The sequence below is a fragment of the Streptomyces sp. NPDC040432 genome, assembly GCF_055595445.1.
The window spans coordinates 437,321-453,105 of record NZ_JBVIVP010000003.1; the positions used below are offsets into that span (position 1 = coordinate 437,321).

The 15,785-nt window shown below is 69.7% G+C and carries 13 protein-coding genes and 2 tRNA genes; 11 read left to right on the forward strand and 4 right to left on the reverse strand.

The window, feature by feature from the left end:
* The first annotated feature begins 11 nt into the window (after positions 1–11).
* The gene (locus tag ACZ58N_RS09090; RefSeq protein ID WP_471157227.1) at positions 12–1,166 is read left to right on the forward strand and encodes a helix-turn-helix transcriptional regulator; all 1,155 of its coding nucleotides are present in this window, start codon (positions 12–14) and stop codon (positions 1,164–1,166) included.
* Here the strand turns inward: ACZ58N_RS09090 and ACZ58N_RS09095 are convergent.
* A tRNA-Gly gene (locus ACZ58N_RS09095) sits at positions 1,138–1,208 on the reverse strand. The two genes, ACZ58N_RS09090 and ACZ58N_RS09095, sit on opposite strands and share 29 nt — an antisense overlap.
* Positions 1,209–1,387: 179 nt before the next feature.
* Between ACZ58N_RS09095 and ACZ58N_RS09100 the strand changes: the two genes are divergently transcribed.
* From ACZ58N_RS09100 to clpX, 5 genes are all read left to right on the forward strand, one after another.
* A tRNA-Pro gene (locus ACZ58N_RS09100) sits at positions 1,388–1,464 on the forward strand.
* A gap of 175 nt (positions 1,465–1,639) precedes the next feature.
* Positions 1,640–3,046, forward strand: coding sequence for a trigger factor (tig, locus tag ACZ58N_RS09105; protein WP_471157228.1), 1,407 nt, complete (start codon positions 1,640–1,642; stop codon positions 3,044–3,046).
* A gap of 275 nt (positions 3,047–3,321) precedes the next feature.
* Positions 3,322–3,939, forward strand: a complete 618-nt coding sequence (locus ACZ58N_RS09110; protein WP_471157229.1) for an ATP-dependent Clp protease proteolytic subunit — start codon at positions 3,322–3,324, stop codon at positions 3,937–3,939.
* 74 nt (positions 3,940–4,013) lie between these two features.
* A complete protein-coding gene (locus ACZ58N_RS09115) occupies positions 4,014–4,688 on the forward strand; it encodes an ATP-dependent Clp protease proteolytic subunit (RefSeq protein ID WP_281211022.1) in 675 nt (224 codons plus the stop codon).
* Between the two features lie 151 nt (positions 4,689–4,839).
* Positions 4,840–6,126, forward strand: coding sequence for an ATP-dependent Clp protease ATP-binding subunit ClpX (clpX, locus tag ACZ58N_RS09120; RefSeq protein ID WP_471157232.1), 1,287 nt, complete (start codon positions 4,840–4,842; stop codon positions 6,124–6,126).
* Positions 6,127–6,199: 73 nt separating this feature from the next.
* Here the strand turns inward: clpX and ACZ58N_RS09125 are convergent, their stop codons facing one another.
* On the reverse strand, positions 6,200–7,183 hold the full coding sequence (locus ACZ58N_RS09125; RefSeq protein WP_471157234.1) for a hypothetical protein: 984 nt from the start codon (positions 7,181–7,183) through the stop codon (positions 6,200–6,202).
* A 219-nt stretch (positions 7,184–7,402) separates the two neighbouring features.
* On the opposite strand from ACZ58N_RS09125, the gene ACZ58N_RS09130 reads away from it, so the two are divergent.
* Complete coding sequence (locus ACZ58N_RS09130) at positions 7,403–10,024, forward strand: valine--tRNA ligase (RefSeq protein ID WP_471157236.1); 2,622 nt, start codon at positions 7,403–7,405, stop codon at positions 10,022–10,024.
* A 79-nt stretch (positions 10,025–10,103) separates the two neighbouring features.
* Here ACZ58N_RS09130 and ACZ58N_RS09135 read toward each other — a convergent pair whose 3' ends face one another.
* Entirely contained in the window at positions 10,104–10,712 is a 609-nt protein-coding gene (locus tag ACZ58N_RS09135; protein WP_471157238.1) for a vitamin K epoxide reductase family protein, read from the reverse strand.
* Positions 10,713–10,875: 163 nt separating this feature from the next.
* Here ACZ58N_RS09135 and ACZ58N_RS09140 point away from each other — a divergent pair, with 163 nt between their 5' ends.
* On the forward strand, positions 10,876–12,027 hold the full coding sequence (locus ACZ58N_RS09140) for a sensor histidine kinase (RefSeq protein ID WP_471157239.1): 1,152 nt from the start codon (positions 10,876–10,878) through the stop codon (positions 12,025–12,027).
* A gap of 69 nt (positions 12,028–12,096) precedes the next feature.
* On the opposite strand, the gene ACZ58N_RS09145 is transcribed toward ACZ58N_RS09140, so the two are convergent.
* Positions 12,097–13,146: a rod shape-determining protein gene (locus ACZ58N_RS09145; protein WP_471157241.1), complete on the reverse strand. Its 1,050-nt coding sequence runs from the start codon at positions 13,144–13,146 to the stop codon at positions 12,097–12,099.
* Positions 13,147–13,264: 118 nt separating this feature from the next.
* On the opposite strand from ACZ58N_RS09145, the gene folC reads away from it, so the two are divergent.
* The 3 genes from folC to ndk all read left to right on the forward strand — a co-directional run bounded on the left by folC (position 13,265) and on the right by ndk (position 15,625).
* A complete protein-coding gene (gene folC / locus ACZ58N_RS09150) occupies positions 13,265–14,785 on the forward strand; it encodes a bifunctional tetrahydrofolate synthase/dihydrofolate synthase (protein WP_471157243.1) in 1,521 nt (506 codons plus the stop codon).
* A gap of 7 nt (positions 14,786–14,792) precedes the next feature.
* Positions 14,793–15,149 carry a DUF4233 domain-containing protein gene (locus tag ACZ58N_RS09155; RefSeq protein WP_388894686.1) on the forward strand — a complete coding sequence of 119 codons (357 nt, stop codon included), beginning with the start codon at positions 14,793–14,795 and terminating at the stop codon, positions 15,147–15,149.
* 65 nt (positions 15,150–15,214) lie between these two features.
* A complete protein-coding gene (ndk, locus tag ACZ58N_RS09160; protein WP_388894689.1) occupies positions 15,215–15,625 on the forward strand; it encodes a nucleoside-diphosphate kinase in 411 nt (136 codons plus the stop codon).
* The last annotated feature ends 160 nt before the right edge of the window (positions 15,626–15,785 follow it).

Consider the following 15,785-nt stretch of genomic DNA (forward strand, 5'->3'; position numbering starts at 1 on the left):
ATGATGGGACGATGGCGAGCACCTCACGGCGGGCCCTGCGGCTGCTGTCCCTGTTCGGATCGCACCGCCTTTGGTCCCTGGGGGAGTTGGCCGGGGCGCTCGACTGCAGCGAGCGGACGGTCCGCCGCGACATCGAGACCCTGCGCGGGCTCGACTACCCGATCACCACCGTCCACGGACCCCACGGCGGATACCGGCTCGGCGCGGGGCACACCCTCCCCCCACTGCTGTTCGACCACGATCAGGCCCTCGCGGTCGCGGTGGCCCTGCAGACCGCGCCCGGCTCGGTGTTCGGCCTGGGCGACGATGCGGCGCGGGCGCTGGTGACCCTGGAACAGGCCATGCCCGCCACCCTCCGCGCGCACATGGGATCCCTGCGCCTGACCAGGCTGGGGAACCCCTGGGAGTTCGCCGCGCCCCCCATCGATCCGACCGCGCTCACCACCGTGGGGGCCGCGGTGCGCCGCCGCCACGTACTCGTCGTCGAACCGCCGCGCGCCGACGACCCGGACCACGCAACCGCCGCCGCCGACTCAGCCGGAGGCGGCATCGTCGACGCCGACCGGCCGCCCGCCCGCCGCGTCGAGCCCCACCACCTGGTCGTGTGGGCCGGCCGCTGGTACCTGGTCGGCTACGACCTCGCGGACGACCGGTGGCGGGTGGACCGTGTCGACCGGCTCCGTGTCCGCCCCACGACGCAGCCCTTCGGTCCCCGCCTGCCTCCCCACGGCGACCTCGCGCACTTCGTCATGAGCAGCCACGACCGCGGCGACACCCCCGCCGCCTGGCAGTGCACCGGCACGGCACGCCTCAACCTGCCGGCCGGCGTCGTCGCCCGCTGGGCACCGAGCGGCTCGGTCGTCGAACACCTCGACCCGGAGCACTGCCGGCTGACCCTCGGCGCATGGTCCTGGGCCGGCGTCGCCGGGATCCTCGCCACGTTCGACACCGAACTCACCGAATTCCGCCCGCCCGAACTCGCGCACGCCTGCCACCGGCTCGCCCACCGCCTCACCATCGCCGCGGGCACCGCGACCGACAGCCCCGAAAGGCGGCCGTCCGGCTCCGAACCAGCCCCGGGAATGACGAAGGGCCAGGTCGAGGAAACATCCTCTGACCTGGCCCTTCGTACTTCAGAGCGGGTGACGGGAATCGAACCCGCGTAGCTAGTTTGGAAGACTAGTGCTCTACCATTGAGCTACACCCGCAACACGTGCGCCGCAGGTCCGGGGACCGCGGCACGAACAGCATCCTAGCGGGTCCCACCGGGGGATTGCACACCGCTTTGCGCGCCGTCACGGGAGCCCCGCTCCGCGCGCGCGGCCGCCCGTAGGGGAAACGCGCGTGTCGGAGGGTCTCCGGGCATGTACCCTACGTGTCGCACCGACGGGGTGTGGCGCAGCTTGGTAGCGCGTCCGCTTTGGGAGCGGAAGGTCGTCGGTTCGAATCCGGCCACCCCGACCACCAGTACTGCCCTTCGACAAGATCACGTCGATGATCGCGTTGTGGGCTGATTGCCGCTTGCGGTTACTATGCAAGCTGCGTGCCCGTGTGTCTGATGCCGGGCCGAATCCGCCGAACCGCTGAATCACAGCGTGACGGCAGAACCCCCAGCAGTCAGCCACAAGGAGACCGAACCGTGAAGAGCGCCGTGGAGACCCTGAACCCGACTCGGGTTCGGCTCACTGTTGAGGTGCCCTTCGAGGAGCTCAAGGACAGCCTCGACGCGGCCTACAAGAAGATCAACCAGCAGGTCACGGTGAAGGGCTTCCGCAAGGGCAAGATCCCGGCCCGCGTCATCGACCAGCGCTTCGGCCGCGGTGCGGTGCTTGAGGAGGCCGTCAACGACGCCCTCCCGAAGTTCTACACCGAGGCGGTCAACGAGGCCGACCTGAACCCGCTGGGCCAGCCCGAGGTCGACATCAAGGAGCTGAAGGACGGCGAGCTGCTGTCCTTCACCGCCGAGGTGGACGTCCGCCCCGAGATCGAGATCCCGGACTACTCCGGCATCGAGGTCGAGGTCGACGCCGTAGAGGTGTCCGACGAGGACGTCGAGAAGGCGGTCGAGCAGCTGCGCGGCCGTTTCGCGTCCACCAAGGACGTCGAGCGCGCCGCCCAGGACGGCGACGTCGTCACGATCGACCTTGAGGCCAAGGTCGACGGTGAGGTGCTGGAGGACGGCGTCGCGAGCGACGTCTCCTACACCATCGGCTCGGGCGAGCTCCTCGACGGCATCGACGAGGCCGTCAAGGGCCTGGAGGCCGGTGGCGAGGCCACCTTCACCTCCCAGCTGAAGGGCGGCTCCGCCGAGGGCAAGGACGCCGAGGTCACCGTCAAGGTCACCAAGGTCTCCGCCCGCGAGCTGCCGGAGCTGGACGACGAGTTCGCCCAGATGGCGAGCGAGTTCGACACCCTCGAAGAGCTCAAGGCGGACAGCCGCAAGCGCCTTGAGGACACCAAGCAGTACGACCAGGCCACCCAGGCCCAGGAGCGCGTCCTGGAGAAGTTCCTGGAGCTCGCGGAGATCCCGGTCCCCGAGAAGCTGCTCGCGGACGAGGTCCAGACCCGCAAGCACAACCTGGAGCACCACCAGCTCGGCCAGATGGGTCTGACCATCGAGAAGTACCTGGAGTTCCAGGGCAAGACGGTCGAGGAGTTCGACGCCGAGACCACCGAGCAGGCCGTCAAGGGCATCAAGACCCAGTTCCTGCTGGACGCCCTGGTCAACAAGGAGAAGCTGGGCGTCAACCAGGAGGAGCTCACCGAGCACCTCATGCGCCGCGCGCAGTCCTCCGGCATGTCCCCCGACCAGTTCGCCCAGGCGGTCGTCGAAGGCGGCCAGGTCCCGATGCTGGTCGGCGAGGTCGCTCGCGGCAAGGCCCTCGCGGTCGTCGTCGAGAAGGCCAAGGTCACCGACACCAACGGTGAGGTCATCGACCTCTCCGACGACGAGGACGAGACCGAGGCCGTCGAGGCCGCGGCCGACGCCGACGTCGAGGCCGAGGGCAACGCCGACGTCGCGCCGGCTGCCGACGAGGCCAAGTAACACCCCGGGCGAAGCCCATTGAGCAGTGCCGTGAAGGGCCCGGACGCAGTCGCGTCCGGGCCCTTCCGCACACCCGTCGTGAGGGGTACGGACCTTGCGCTCCGAGCGAACAGTTCGGGAAGCGGGATGGCGTTGTCCTACCTGCGCGTTAGGGTCCATGAATACGAGGGCACGGGAGTACCCGAAGCCGGAGGGCATCGTCCCACCGGTAGGTCCGCGCCCCAGAACGAGACGCTGAGACGGCACATGGCCGTCGGAGACGAGCAGGTGGATACGTGACGAATCTGAAGCCTTACGCCGCGGGTGAGCCGTCCATCGGTGGCGGCCTCGGCGACCATGTCTACAACCGGCTGCTCGGCGAGCGCATCATCTTCCTCGGGCAGCAGGTCGACGACGACATCGCGAACAAGATCACGGCGCAGCTCCTCCTCCTGGCCGCCGAGCCGGAGAAGGACATCTACCTGTACATCAACAGCCCCGGTGGCTCCGTGACGGCCGGCATGGCCGTCTACGACACCATGCAGTACATCCCGAACGACGTCGTCACCATCGGTATGGGCATGGCGGCCTCCATGGGCCAGTTCCTGCTCACCGGCGGCACCCCGGGCAAGCGCTTCTCGCTGCCGAACACCGACATCCTGATGCACCAGGGCTCCGCCGGCATCGGCGGCACGGCCTCGGACATCAAGATCCAGGCCCAGTACCTGCTGCGCACCAAGCAGCGCATGGCTGAGATCACCGCGCACCACTCGGGCCAGACCGTGGAAGCGATCATCCGTGACGGTGACCGCGACCGCTGGTTCACGGCCGAGGAGGCCAAGGCGTACGGCCTGATCGACGAGATCATCTCCGCGGCGTCCCTGGTCCCGGGCGGCGGCGGCACCGGGGCCTGATCCCGGCCCCGGCGAACGCACTTCCGTACGCCCGCCCGTTCCAGGCAGTCCTCAGCCCGCAGAACGCCACCAGGATGGTGAACACCCAGATGTACATGAACAACCTCTCTCCCGCGAGCGGCCTCCACAACGGCCCGCAGGTGGACAACCGCTACGTCATCCCGCGCTTCGTCGAGCGCACCTCGCAGGGCGTGCGCGAGTACGACCCGTACGCGAAGCTCTTCGAGGAGCGCGTGATCTTCCTCGGCGTGCAGATCGACGACGCGTCCGCGAACGACGTCATGGCGCAGCTGCTGTGCCTGGAGTCGATGGACCCGGACCGCGACATCTCCATCTACATCAACAGCCCCGGTGGCTCCTTCACCGCGCTCACGGCGATCTACGACACGATGCAGTTCGTGAAGCCGGACATCCAGACGGTCTGCATGGGCCAGGCCGCCTCCGCCGCCGCGGTCCTGCTCGCCGCCGGTACCCCCGGCAAGCGCATGGCGCTGCCGAACGCCCGCGTGCTGATCCACCAGCCCTCGGGCGGCACCGGCCGCGAGCAGCTCTCCGACCTGGAGATCGCGGCCAACGAGATCCTGCGCATGCGCGACCAGCTGGAGTCCATGCTGGCCAAGCACTCGACCACCCCGCTGGAGAAGATCCGCGAGGACATCGAGCGCGACAAGATCCTGACGGCCGAGGACGCGCTCGCGTACGGCCTGATCGACCAGATCGTCTCCACCCGTAAGAGCAGCGCGGTCTGATCCTTGCCGCCAGTTGGCGTGGGCGCGTCGCCGTTCGGCGATGTGAACCACGTCAAGGGGGCCCCGCACGGGGCCCCCGGCAAGGTACCGTCGGATATGAGGCACCAGGAGCGCTGAACCAGGCGTCTCCCAGGCGAAGGGGAAGCACCTCGTGGCACGCATCGGTGACGGCGGCGACCTGCTCAAGTGCTCGTTCTGCGGAAAGAGCCAGAAGCAGGTGAAGAAGCTCATCGCAGGACCCGGTGTGTACATCTGCGACGAGTGCATCGACCTCTGCAACGAGATCATCGAAGAGGAACTCGCGGAAACCTCCGAGGTCCGGTGGGAGGAACTCCCCAAGCCCCGTGAGATCTACGAGTTCCTGGAGAGCTACGTCGTCGGCCAGGAGCCGGCGAAGAAGGCGCTCTCCGTAGCGGTCTACAACCACTACAAGCGGGTCCAGGCCGGCGAGAACGGCGGCGCGCAGGGCCGCGACGACGCGATCGAACTCGCGAAGTCCAACATCCTGTTGCTGGGCCCCACGGGTTCCGGCAAGACCCTCCTCGCGCAGACGCTCGCCCGCATGCTGAACGTCCCGTTCGCCATCGCCGACGCGACGGCGCTGACGGAGGCCGGGTACGTCGGCGAGGACGTCGAGAACATCCTGCTGAAGCTGATCCAGGCGGCCGACTACGACGTCAAGAAGGCCGAGACCGGGATCATCTACATCGACGAGATCGACAAGGTCGCCCGTAAGAGCGAAAACCCGTCGATCACGCGTGACGTCAGCGGCGAGGGCGTGCAGCAGGCCCTGCTGAAGATCCTGGAGGGCACGACCGCCTCCGTGCCGCCGCAGGGCGGACGCAAGCACCCGCACCAGGAGTTCATCCAGATCGACACGACGAACGTGCTCTTCATCGTGGGCGGCGCCTTCGCCGGCCTGGAGAAGATCATCGAGTCGCGCGCGGGTGCCAAGGGAATCGGCTTCGGGGCGACGATCCGCTCGAAGCGCGAGATCGAGGCGAGCGACCAGTTCCACGAGGTCATGCCGGAGGACCTGGTGAAGTTCGGGATGATCCCCGAGTTCATCGGCCGCCTGCCCGTACTGACCTCCGTGCACAACCTGGACCGCGAGGCCCTGCTGCAGATCCTCGTCGAGCCGCGCAACGCGCTGGTCAAGCAGTACCAGCGGCTGTTCGAACTCGACGGCGTCGAGCTGGACTTCGAGCGCGAGGCCCTCGAAGCCATCGCCGACCAGGCGATCCTCCGCCAGACCGGCGCGCGCGGCCTGCGCGCCATCATGGAAGAGGTCCTGATGTCGGTGATGTACGAGGTCCCGTCCCGCAAGGACGTGGCCCGCGTGGTCATCACCGCGGACGTGGTCCGCTCCAACGTCAACCCGACGCTGGTGCCGCGCATCGTCCCGAAGGACCAGGGCCCGCACGAGAAGTCGGCGTAGCGGTACCGGAGATACGTACGAGAAGGGGCGCCCCCGAGGGGGCGCCCCTTCTCGCGTGCGCGGCCGGCCGGTGTCAGTTCTTGACGCGGGCGGTGTTGTAGAGCTTGGCCGCGAACTCGGCGGTCTGGTCGAGGGTGTAGCCCTGCTTGCCCGCGAGGAGGGCCATCGCGTCGGAGGCGGAGACGAGACTCAGGGTGCTGAAGTCACCCCAGACGCAAAGCGGGAGGGTCATCACCTTGGGGCCCTTGAAGCTCGGGTCCGTGTTCGTGGCCTTGACCTCCTGGCACTTCAGGATGGCGCCGTCGAAACCGGCGGGGCTCATCGCCTTGGGGGTTCCGACGAGTTCGACCTGGCTCTTGCCCTCCTTGGAGGCCTTCAGCTTGAACGCGGTGAAGTAGGAGTCGACCGACTTCTCCGGGTCGGCGAGTTCACCGTAGAGGCCGTTGAAGGTCAGCCCCTTGATCGCGAGGGGGTTGTTGGGGTCGGCGATCTGGTAGTCCATCTCCACCGCGGTCGGGTTCTTGACGCCGGCGGCCTCCGCCTCCTTGCGCTCCTCGTCGGTGAAGGGCTTCGGCTGGTACTTCGGGCTCTTCTTGAAGTCGTTCACCGTCTCCGGCGCGACCAGCTTGTAGCCCTTGGTGGCGTCGGAGACCGAGCCGCCGCTGCCGCCTCCGAGGAAGTACCAGCCGCCGCCCGCGATCACCGCGACCGCCACGACCACGCCGATGATGACGCCGGTCTTCGACTTCTTCGGGGTCTCCTGCGGGGGCATCCCGCCGCCGTACGGAGGCTGCTGGGGCTGCTGGTAGCCGTACGCGGGCTGCTGCTGCGGGTAGCCGGGGGCCGCCGGGGGCTGCTGGGGGTAGCCCGGCGGGGGCTGCTGGCCGTAGCCCTGCGAGGGGGCGCCGGGCGGCGGCGGGGCCTGCTGCGGGTATCCGTAGCCGGGCTGCTGCGGGGCGGGCCCGCCGTACGGGTTCGGCTGCTGCGGGGGCTGCTGCCCGTACGGTCCGGGCTGCTGCGGCTGCTGGCCGTACGGTCCCGGCTGGTTGAAACTCATCCCGCGTCCCCCTGTGAGGTATCTGCTTATCCGTTCCTCACATCCTGACGGAAGGCGGCCCCGGCCGGGGCGTCGGGGTCCCAGGCGTTACCGAACCACGACGCCGCCGCGACGTCCGTACGGGCCACGGGGACGGCCCGGCCGCGGTCCGCGTCAACGGAGGGCGCCGCCGTGAAACGGATTCGTACCGTGGGCGGCACCCCCCGTATCCTGTGCCCCGTGACCGAGAACACGCAGACACCCAGCGCCCCCAACTCCGAACTGCCGACCCAGTACGCGCCGGCCGAGGTAGAGGGGAAGCTCTACGAGCGCTGGGTAGAGCGCGGTTACTTCGAGGCGGACGCCAAGAGCGAGAAGCCCCCGTACACGATCGTCATCCCGCCGCCGAACGTCACGGGCAGCCTGCACCTGGGGCACGCCTTCGAGCACACGCTGATCGACGCCCTCACGCGCCGCAAGCGCATGCAGGGCTTCGAGACCCTGTGGCAGCCCGGCATGGACCACGCCGGCATCGCGACGCAGAACGTCGTCGAGCGCGAGCTGGCCAAGGAGGGCAAGTCGCGTCACGACCTCGGCCGTGAGGCGTTCGTCGAGCGCGTCTGGCAGTGGAAGGGCGAGTCGGGCGGTCAGATCTCCGGCCAGATGCGTCGCCTCGGCGACGGCGTCGACTGGTCGCGCGAGCGCTTCACCATGGACGAGGGTCTGTCCGAGGCCGTCCAGACGATCTTCAAGAAGCTCTACGACGACGAGCTGATCTACCGCGCCGAACGCATCATCAACTGGTGTCCGCGCTGTCTCACCGCGATCTCCGACATCGAGGTCGAGTACCAGGACGACGACGGCGAGCTGGTCTCCATCCGTTACGGCGAGGGCGAAGACGCCATCGTCGTCGCGACGACGCGTGCCGAGACGATGCTCGGGGACACGGCCGTCGCCGTCCACCCCGAGGACGAGCGCTACAAGCACCTGGTCGGCACCGAGATCGAGCTGCCGCTGACCGGCCGCCGCATCCCGATCGTCGCCGACGAGCACGTCGACCCCGAGTTCGGTACCGGCGCCGTCAAGGTGACCCCGGCACACGACCCCAACGACTTCGAGATCGGCCAGCGCCACGGCCTGCCGAACATCGCCGTCATGGACGAGCACGCCGTCATCACCGTCCACGGTCCCTTCCTGGGCCTGGACCGCCTGGAAGCGCGCTCCGCCATCGTCGCCGCGCTGCGCGCCGAGGGTCGGATCGTCGCCGAGAAGCGTCCGTACAGCCACTCCGTGGGCCACTGCTCGCGCTGCAAGACCACCATCGAGCCCCGCCTGTCGATGCAGTGGTGGGTCAAGGTCGGCCCGCTGGCGAAGGCGGCGGGCGATGCCGTCCGTGACGGCCGGGTCAAGATCCATCCGCAGGAGATGGAGAAGCGCTACTTCGACTGGGTCGACAACCTCCACGACTGGTGCATCTCGCGCCAGCTGTGGTGGGGCCACCGCATCCCGGTCTGGTACGGCCCGAACGGTGAGATCGTTTGCGTCGGACCGGACGAGCAGCCGCCGAGCGGTGAGGGCTGGCACCAGGACACGGATGTTCTGGACACCTGGTTCTCCTCCGGCCTGTGGCCCTTCTCCACGCTCGGCTGGCCGCAGCAGACCGAGAGCCTCGCGAAGTTCTACCCGAACTCCGTCCTGGTCACCGGCTACGACATCCTCTTCTTCTGGGTCGCCCGGATGATGATGTTCGGCCTCTACGCGATGGACGGCACTCCTCCGTTCCACACCATCGCCCTGCACGGCATGGTCCGCGACCAGTTCGGCAAGAAGATGTCGAAGTCGTTCGGCAACGCCGTCAACCCGCTGGACTGGATGGACGAATACGGCTCCGACGCCGTCCGCTTCACCCTGGCCCGCGGCGCCAACCCGGGTGTCGACGTCCCGATCGGCGAGGACTGGGTGCAGGCCTCCCGCAACTTCGCCAACAAGATCTGGAATGCCACCCGCTTCGCCCTGATGAACGGCGCGACCATCGAGGGCGAGCTGCCGGACCCCGAGCGGATGTCGGCGACCGACCGTTGGATCCTGTCGCGGCTCAACAAGACCGTGGCCGAGGTCGACGCGTTCTACGACGACTACCAGTTCTCGAAGCTGTCGGACTCGCTCTACCACTTCGCGTGGGACGAGGTCTTCAACTGGTACGTCGAGCTGTCGAAGACGACGTTCTTCGCGGGCGGCGAGCAGGCACAGGTCTCCGGCCGGGTCCTGGGCGAGGTCCTCGACGTCATGCTGCGGCTGCTGCACCCGGTGGTGCCCTTCGTCACCGAAACCCTGTGGACCACGCTGACCGGTGGCGAATCCCTCGTCATCGCCGACTGGCCGAAGGACAGCGGTTTCCGCGACGAGGCCGCCGAGGCCGAGATCGCGACCGTCCAGGCCGTGGTCACCGAGGTCCGCCGGTTCCGCAAGGAGCAGGGTCTCCAGGACGGCCAGAAGGTTCCGGCCCGCCTCGACCTGTCGGGTACGGCGCTCGCCGCGCACGAGGGCGCCATCCGTCAGCTGCTGCGGCTCCAGCCGGAGGGCGACGCCTTCAGCGCCACCGCGACCCTCCCGGTCGCCGGCGCCACCGTCGCGCTCGACCTGTCGGGCACCATCGACGTGGCCGCCGAGCGCAAGCGACTCTCCAAGGACCTCGGCCTCGCCGAGAAGGAGAAGCAGCAGGCCGAGGCGAAGCTCGGGAACGAGGCGTTCATCGCCAAGGCACCCGACAACGTCGTGGACAAGATCAAGGGCCGGCTGGCCAAGGCCGAGGCGGACATCGCCCGGATCCAGGCCCAGCTGGACGCGCTGCCCGCCGCGTAAGCACGGGTGAGGGGCCCCGTACGGCTGTCGGCCGTACGGGGCCCTTCGCGTTCCCCGGACCTGCCCGGGTGCCCGGCCGTCACAGCAGCCGGGTGCCGAACCGCTCAAGGACGAGTACGGCGACGACCGCGTACAGGGTCAGCGGGACCAGCCAGTGGGGGAGGGCGCGCAGCGGGGAGCCGGGCCGGGACAGGTGTCGGGTGACGTACCAGAACAGCGGGATCATCACCGCCCAGACGAGCACGCACCACGGGCAGAGCGCGCCGATGACGTAGAGACACTGGCCGATCAGCCACACCGTGAACGCGAAGCCCGCCGCGGTGCCCGCCCACACGGCGCGCCAGAGCGGGCGGGGGAGTGCGGCGCCGGCGGCGAGGGCCGCGCCGAGGGCGGCGAGCGCGGCGAAACCGGCGAGGCCGAGCAGCATGTTGGGGAAGCCCAGCAGGTTGCCCTGCCAGGTGTTCATCACGTCACCGCAGCTCAGCACCGCGTTGACGTTGCAGCCCGGGGTGAAGAGGGGATCCTCCAGGGTGCGGATGCGGTCGTGGGTCAGGACGCCGGACGCCAGGGCGCCGAGCAGGCCGCCGATCAGCAGCAGCCATCCGGTGCGCCGGCTCCCGTCGAACCGCGGGGCGCCCTTTCGGGAGGTCTTCCCGACGGTCTGCGGGGTGATCTTCGCGGCGGTCATTCTCCCGACGCTACGAGGATCGGTGCCCGCGGCCCAGGGCGGAAGGTCGCGGCTGCGCAGGGTCGATCGACCCTGCCGGGCGGTAACCGGAGTGCCGCATATCACTTCATATGCCCCCCACTCGGCCCCGATCCCGGTGCGCCGACCACGGATGATGGGGTGCATGCGCGTCAAGCCCGTCGTCCTCGCGGCGTACCACCGGGTCGCCGCCTCGGGCCGCCGGCGGGCCGAGTGCTGGGCGGCCTCGCCCCGCGCGCTGGACGTCATCACGGCCCTGAGCTGTCTGGCCCTGGTGGCGCTGGACCTGCCCGGTCTGGCCGCCGCCGACAATTCCCTCAACGGTTGGCTGGCCGCCCTCGTGCTGGCCGTGGGCTGTTCGAGCCTGCTGGTGCGACGTCGGGCGCCCTGGGTCGCGTACGTGACGGCCCTGCTGTTCGTCGGCTGGCTGCACGAGCTCACCCTGATCCAGTTCGCGCTGTACTCGGTCGGCCGCTACCGGGGCCGCCGGGCCGGGATCCTCGCGACCGTCGGCTACGTCGCCTTCGCGTTCGCGGTGTTCAGCATTCCGGGCTGGCCCGAGCCGCGGATCCAGACCCTGAGCTCCTTCCTCAGCCTCGTCCTGCCGATCGGTGTCCTGGCCTCGGCCGTGGGCATCGCCGCCTACCGGCACGACCTGGTACGGGAGCTGGAGGCCCGGCGGGCGGAGTCGGCCGTGTCGAAAGCCGTCCAGGAGGAGCGGACCTCGGTCGCCCGGGACGTCCACGACTTCGTCGGGCGGGAGCTGACCCTGCTGACGGTGCGCTCCGAGGTGCTCTCGGTGCGGGCGCGGCAGACGACGTACGCGAAGGACTTCGAGGAGCTCGCCGACACCGCGCGGCGGGCTCACCTCGTGCTGAACGAGCTCATCGTGCAGCGCGGGGGGCGGGACGCGACGCCCGGCGTGGAGGGCCTCGCCGCGCTGGCGAGGGAGAGCGAACGGGCGGGCTCACCCGTACGGCTCACGCTGGACCCGGAGGTGCACGGGCTGTCTCCGCTGCGGCAGGCGGCGGTGTACCGGGTGGTGCAGGAGTGCCTGACGAACGCGGCCAAGCACGCCCACGGGGAGACCATCGAGGTCTCCATCGCCGCGCGGGGACCGCTGCTGCGGATCGCCGTCCGCAACAGCGTGCCGGACCGTACGCCGGTCCGGGCCCCCGTCTCGGCGGGCTCCGGCACGGCGAGCATGTCCGAACGGGTGAGCAGCCTCGGCGGAACCCTGACCGCCACCCGTACGGACGGGGGCTACCTGGTGGTGGCCACCCTGCCGCGCTCCTGACGCCGTGGCTCCGTGGGCGGCGGGCGCGGAGCCGCCGCGACCGCCGGGCGACCTCCCGAGCCGGTCCGGTCAGGCCTTGGCCGGGGCCAGCAGGCCGTTCAGTGTGTCCAGGTCCTCGACGCAGCGGCCCGAGCCGAGGGCCACGCAGTCCAGCGGGGCGTCCGCGACGAAGACGGGGATGCCGGTCGCGGCGGCGATGCGCAGGTCCAGGCCCGGCAGCAGCGCGCCACCCCCGGTGAGCACGATGCCGTGTTCCATGACGTCCCCGGAGAGCTCCGGGGGGCACTCCTCCAGGGTGGTGCGGACGGCCGCGATGATGGCCTCGACCGGTTCGTCGAGCGCGGCCCGGACGTCGGCGGCGGTGAGTTCGAGGGTCTTGGGCATGCCACCGACCCGCTCGCGGCCGCGCACCGTGAAGGTGAGGGTCTCCAGCTCCGGCCGGTCCGGGACGGGCCCGGCGGAGCCGATGGCGACCTTGACGTCCTCGGCGGTGCGCTCGCCGATCAGCAGGGAGTGCTCCTTGCGCACGTGATCCATGATCGCCGCGTCGAGCCGGTCGCCGCCGATCCGCAGGGACTGGGCGGTGACGATGCCGCCGAGGGAGATGACGGCCACCTCGGAGGTGCCGCCACCGATGTCGACGACCATCGAGCCGCGGGCCTCGGCCACCGGAAGGCCCGCGCCGATGGCCGCCGCCATGGGTTCCTCGATGAGGTGGACGGACTTCGCGCCGGCCCGGGTGGAGGCGTGCACGATGGCCCGTCGCTCGACCGGGGTCACCCCCGAGGGCACGCAGATGACCATGCGGGTGCGTGGGCGCCGGCCCGGGACGGCCTTGCGGACGAAGTGCCGGATCATCTCCTCGGCGGCCTCGTAGTCGCAGATCACCCCGCCCTTCAGGGGGCGGATCGCGGTGATGGAGCCCGGCGTGCGGCCGATGGTCTCCTTGGCCTCCGCGCCGACGGCGAGCGCCGTGGTCGTGCCCGCCCTGACCGCGACCACGGACGGCTCATTGAGGACGATCCCGTGACCCCGGGCGTAGACGAGGGTGTTGGCGGTCCCCAGGTCGATTCCTATGTCGCGGCTGGACGCGGTCTTCTTGGTGCTGGCCTGCGGCATTTGTTCCCCAATCTCCTGCCCGCAAGGCTTGCATAACGATCAGGTCGCGATCCCCGCCGAAGGTCCCGAAAGGGCCGGGTCGAAAGTCCTCGGGGTCCCCGTCCGTAGACTGGGGTCCGTGAGTGACCAGCAGCCCGAGAACCCCGACCGAGACAACACCGTCGACGCGTTCGACCAGATCGTCGCGGAGGAGTCCGACCGCGACCCCGACCTGGCGGTGATCGAGGCCGGTAGTCGTACCCTGCGCGCGCAGGCCGGAGCGCCCCAGGGCGATCCCGTGCCGTCCCGCCCCGAGGACCCCGAGGTGGCGAAGGCGCTGCTGGAGGTGGAGCAGGAGCTGGCGACGCGCTGGGGCGAGACCAAGCTGGAGCCCTCCGTCAGCCGGATCTCCGCGCTGATGGACGTCCTGGGCGAGCCGCAGCGCGCGTACCCCTCGATCCACGTCACCGGCACCAACGGCAAGACCAGCACCGCCCGCATGATCGAGGCCCTGCTGAACGCCTTCGAGCTGCGCACGGGTCGCTACACCAGCCCGCACGTGCAGTCGGTGACCGAGCGGATCAGCCTGGACGGCGCCCCGATCGACGCCGAGCGTTTCGTCGAGACGTACCACGACGTCAAGCCGTACGTGGAGATGGTCGACGCGGCCGAGGAGTACCGGCTGTCGTTCTTCGAGGTCCTCACGGGCATGGCGTACGCGGCGTTCGCGGACGCGCCCGTCGACGTGGCCGTCGTCGAGGTCGGCATGGGCGGCAGCTGGGACGCCACGAACGTCATCGACGGCACGGTCGCGGTGATCACCCCCATCAGCCTCGACCACACCGACCGGCTCGGCACGACGCCCGGTGAGATCGCCCAGGAGAAGGGCGGCATCATCAAGCAGGACGCGACCGTCATCCTGGCGCAGCAACCGGTGGACGCCGCACAGGTGCTGCTGAAGAAGGCCGTCGAGGTCGACGCGACGGTGGCCCGCGAGGGCATGGAGTTCGGTGTCGTCGCCCGCGAGGTGGCGGTCGGCGGCCAGATGCTGACCCTGCGCGGTGTGGGCGGCGAGTACGACGGCATCTTCCTGCCGCTGTACGGCGCCCACATGGCGCACAACGCGGCCGTCGCCCTGGCGGCCGTCGAGGCGTTCTTCGGGATCGGCGGGGAGCACGCCCGCGAACTGGACGGCGACACCGTGCGGAAGGCCTTCGCCTCGGTGACCTCACCGGGCCGCATGGAGGTCGTCCGCCGCAGTCCCACCGTGGTGCTGGACGCCGCGCACAACCCGGCGGGCGCCCGGGTCACGGCCGAGGCGGTCACCGAGGCGTTCGGCTTCAGCCGGCTCATCGGGGTCGTGGCGGCGAGCGAGGGCAAGGACGTCAGGGGGGTGCTGGAGGCCTTCGAGCCGATCTTCGCGGAGGTCGTCATCACGGAGAACACCAGCCACCGGGCCATGGGCGCGGACGAGCTGGCGGCCGTCGCGGTCGAGGTCTTCGGCGCCGACCGGGTGCAGGTCGAGCCGCGGCTCGACGACGCCCTGGAGGCCGCCGTCACCCTGGCGGAGGAAGAGGCCGAGTACGGAGGGGCCGGAGTCCTGGTGACCGGTTCCGTGATCACGGTGGGCGAGGCCCGCCTGCTGTTCAAGAGAGGCTGAGGGATCGATGCGCACGCTCTGCGCGAGCACGCTGATCGGTGAGTTCTTCATCGTCGGTTTCGCGGGCCTGGTGGCCATGAAGAACCCGGACCTGACCCAGGCCCAGGTGTGGACGGTCTGCGGCGTGACCATGCTGCTGTCCGTGCTGCTGTGCGGGATGCTCTCGCGCCCGGGCGCGGTCCAGCTCGGCTGGGCGCTCCAGATCGGCCTGATCGCCAGCGGCTTCGTGGTGCCGACGATGTTCTTCCTGGGCGCGGTCTTCGCCGGTCTGTGGTGGTGCTCGGTGCACTACGGACGGCGGATCGACGCCATCAAGGCCCGCTGGGCCGAGCAGGCGGAAGCGGCGGCTCCTGACGCTGCGTGACGGTTCACCGTGACGGCCCTGTAGATTCGTCCTACCGCACCCGTATGCCGCAAGGAGTTGCCACCATGACCCAGCGCACGCTCGTCCTGCTCAAGCCCGACGCCGTCCGTCGCGGCCTGATCGGCGAGATCGTCGGTCGCATCGAGCGCAAGGCCGGCTGGACCATCCCCGCGCTGGAGCTGCGCACGCTGGACGCGCAGACACTGGAGACCCACTACGGCGAGCACAAGGGCAAGCCCTTCTACGAGCCGCTCATGGGCTTCATGTCGAGCGGTCCGGTCGTCGCCCTCGTGGTCGAAGGGGAACGCGTGATCGAGGGTGTCCGTCAGCTGGCCGGCCCCACCGACCCGATCGCCGCCGCGCCCGGCTCCATCCGGGGGGACTTCGGGAGCATCACCCGGGAGAACCTGATCCACGCCTCGGATTCCGAGGAGTCCGCGGAGCGGGAACTGAAGCTGTTCTTCCCCGCGCTCTGAATACTCTTTCCTGACGAGACATCAGCCAAATAGCGCTCATGACCTGGGGCGACCGAAGTAATTTCGGTCGCCCTTCGGTATTCCCGGCCCCTTCGGGGAACGCATGGGCAGGACGCGACGTCACCACTAAGGGGGCGGGTATCCGTTCCGGCGGGATTGC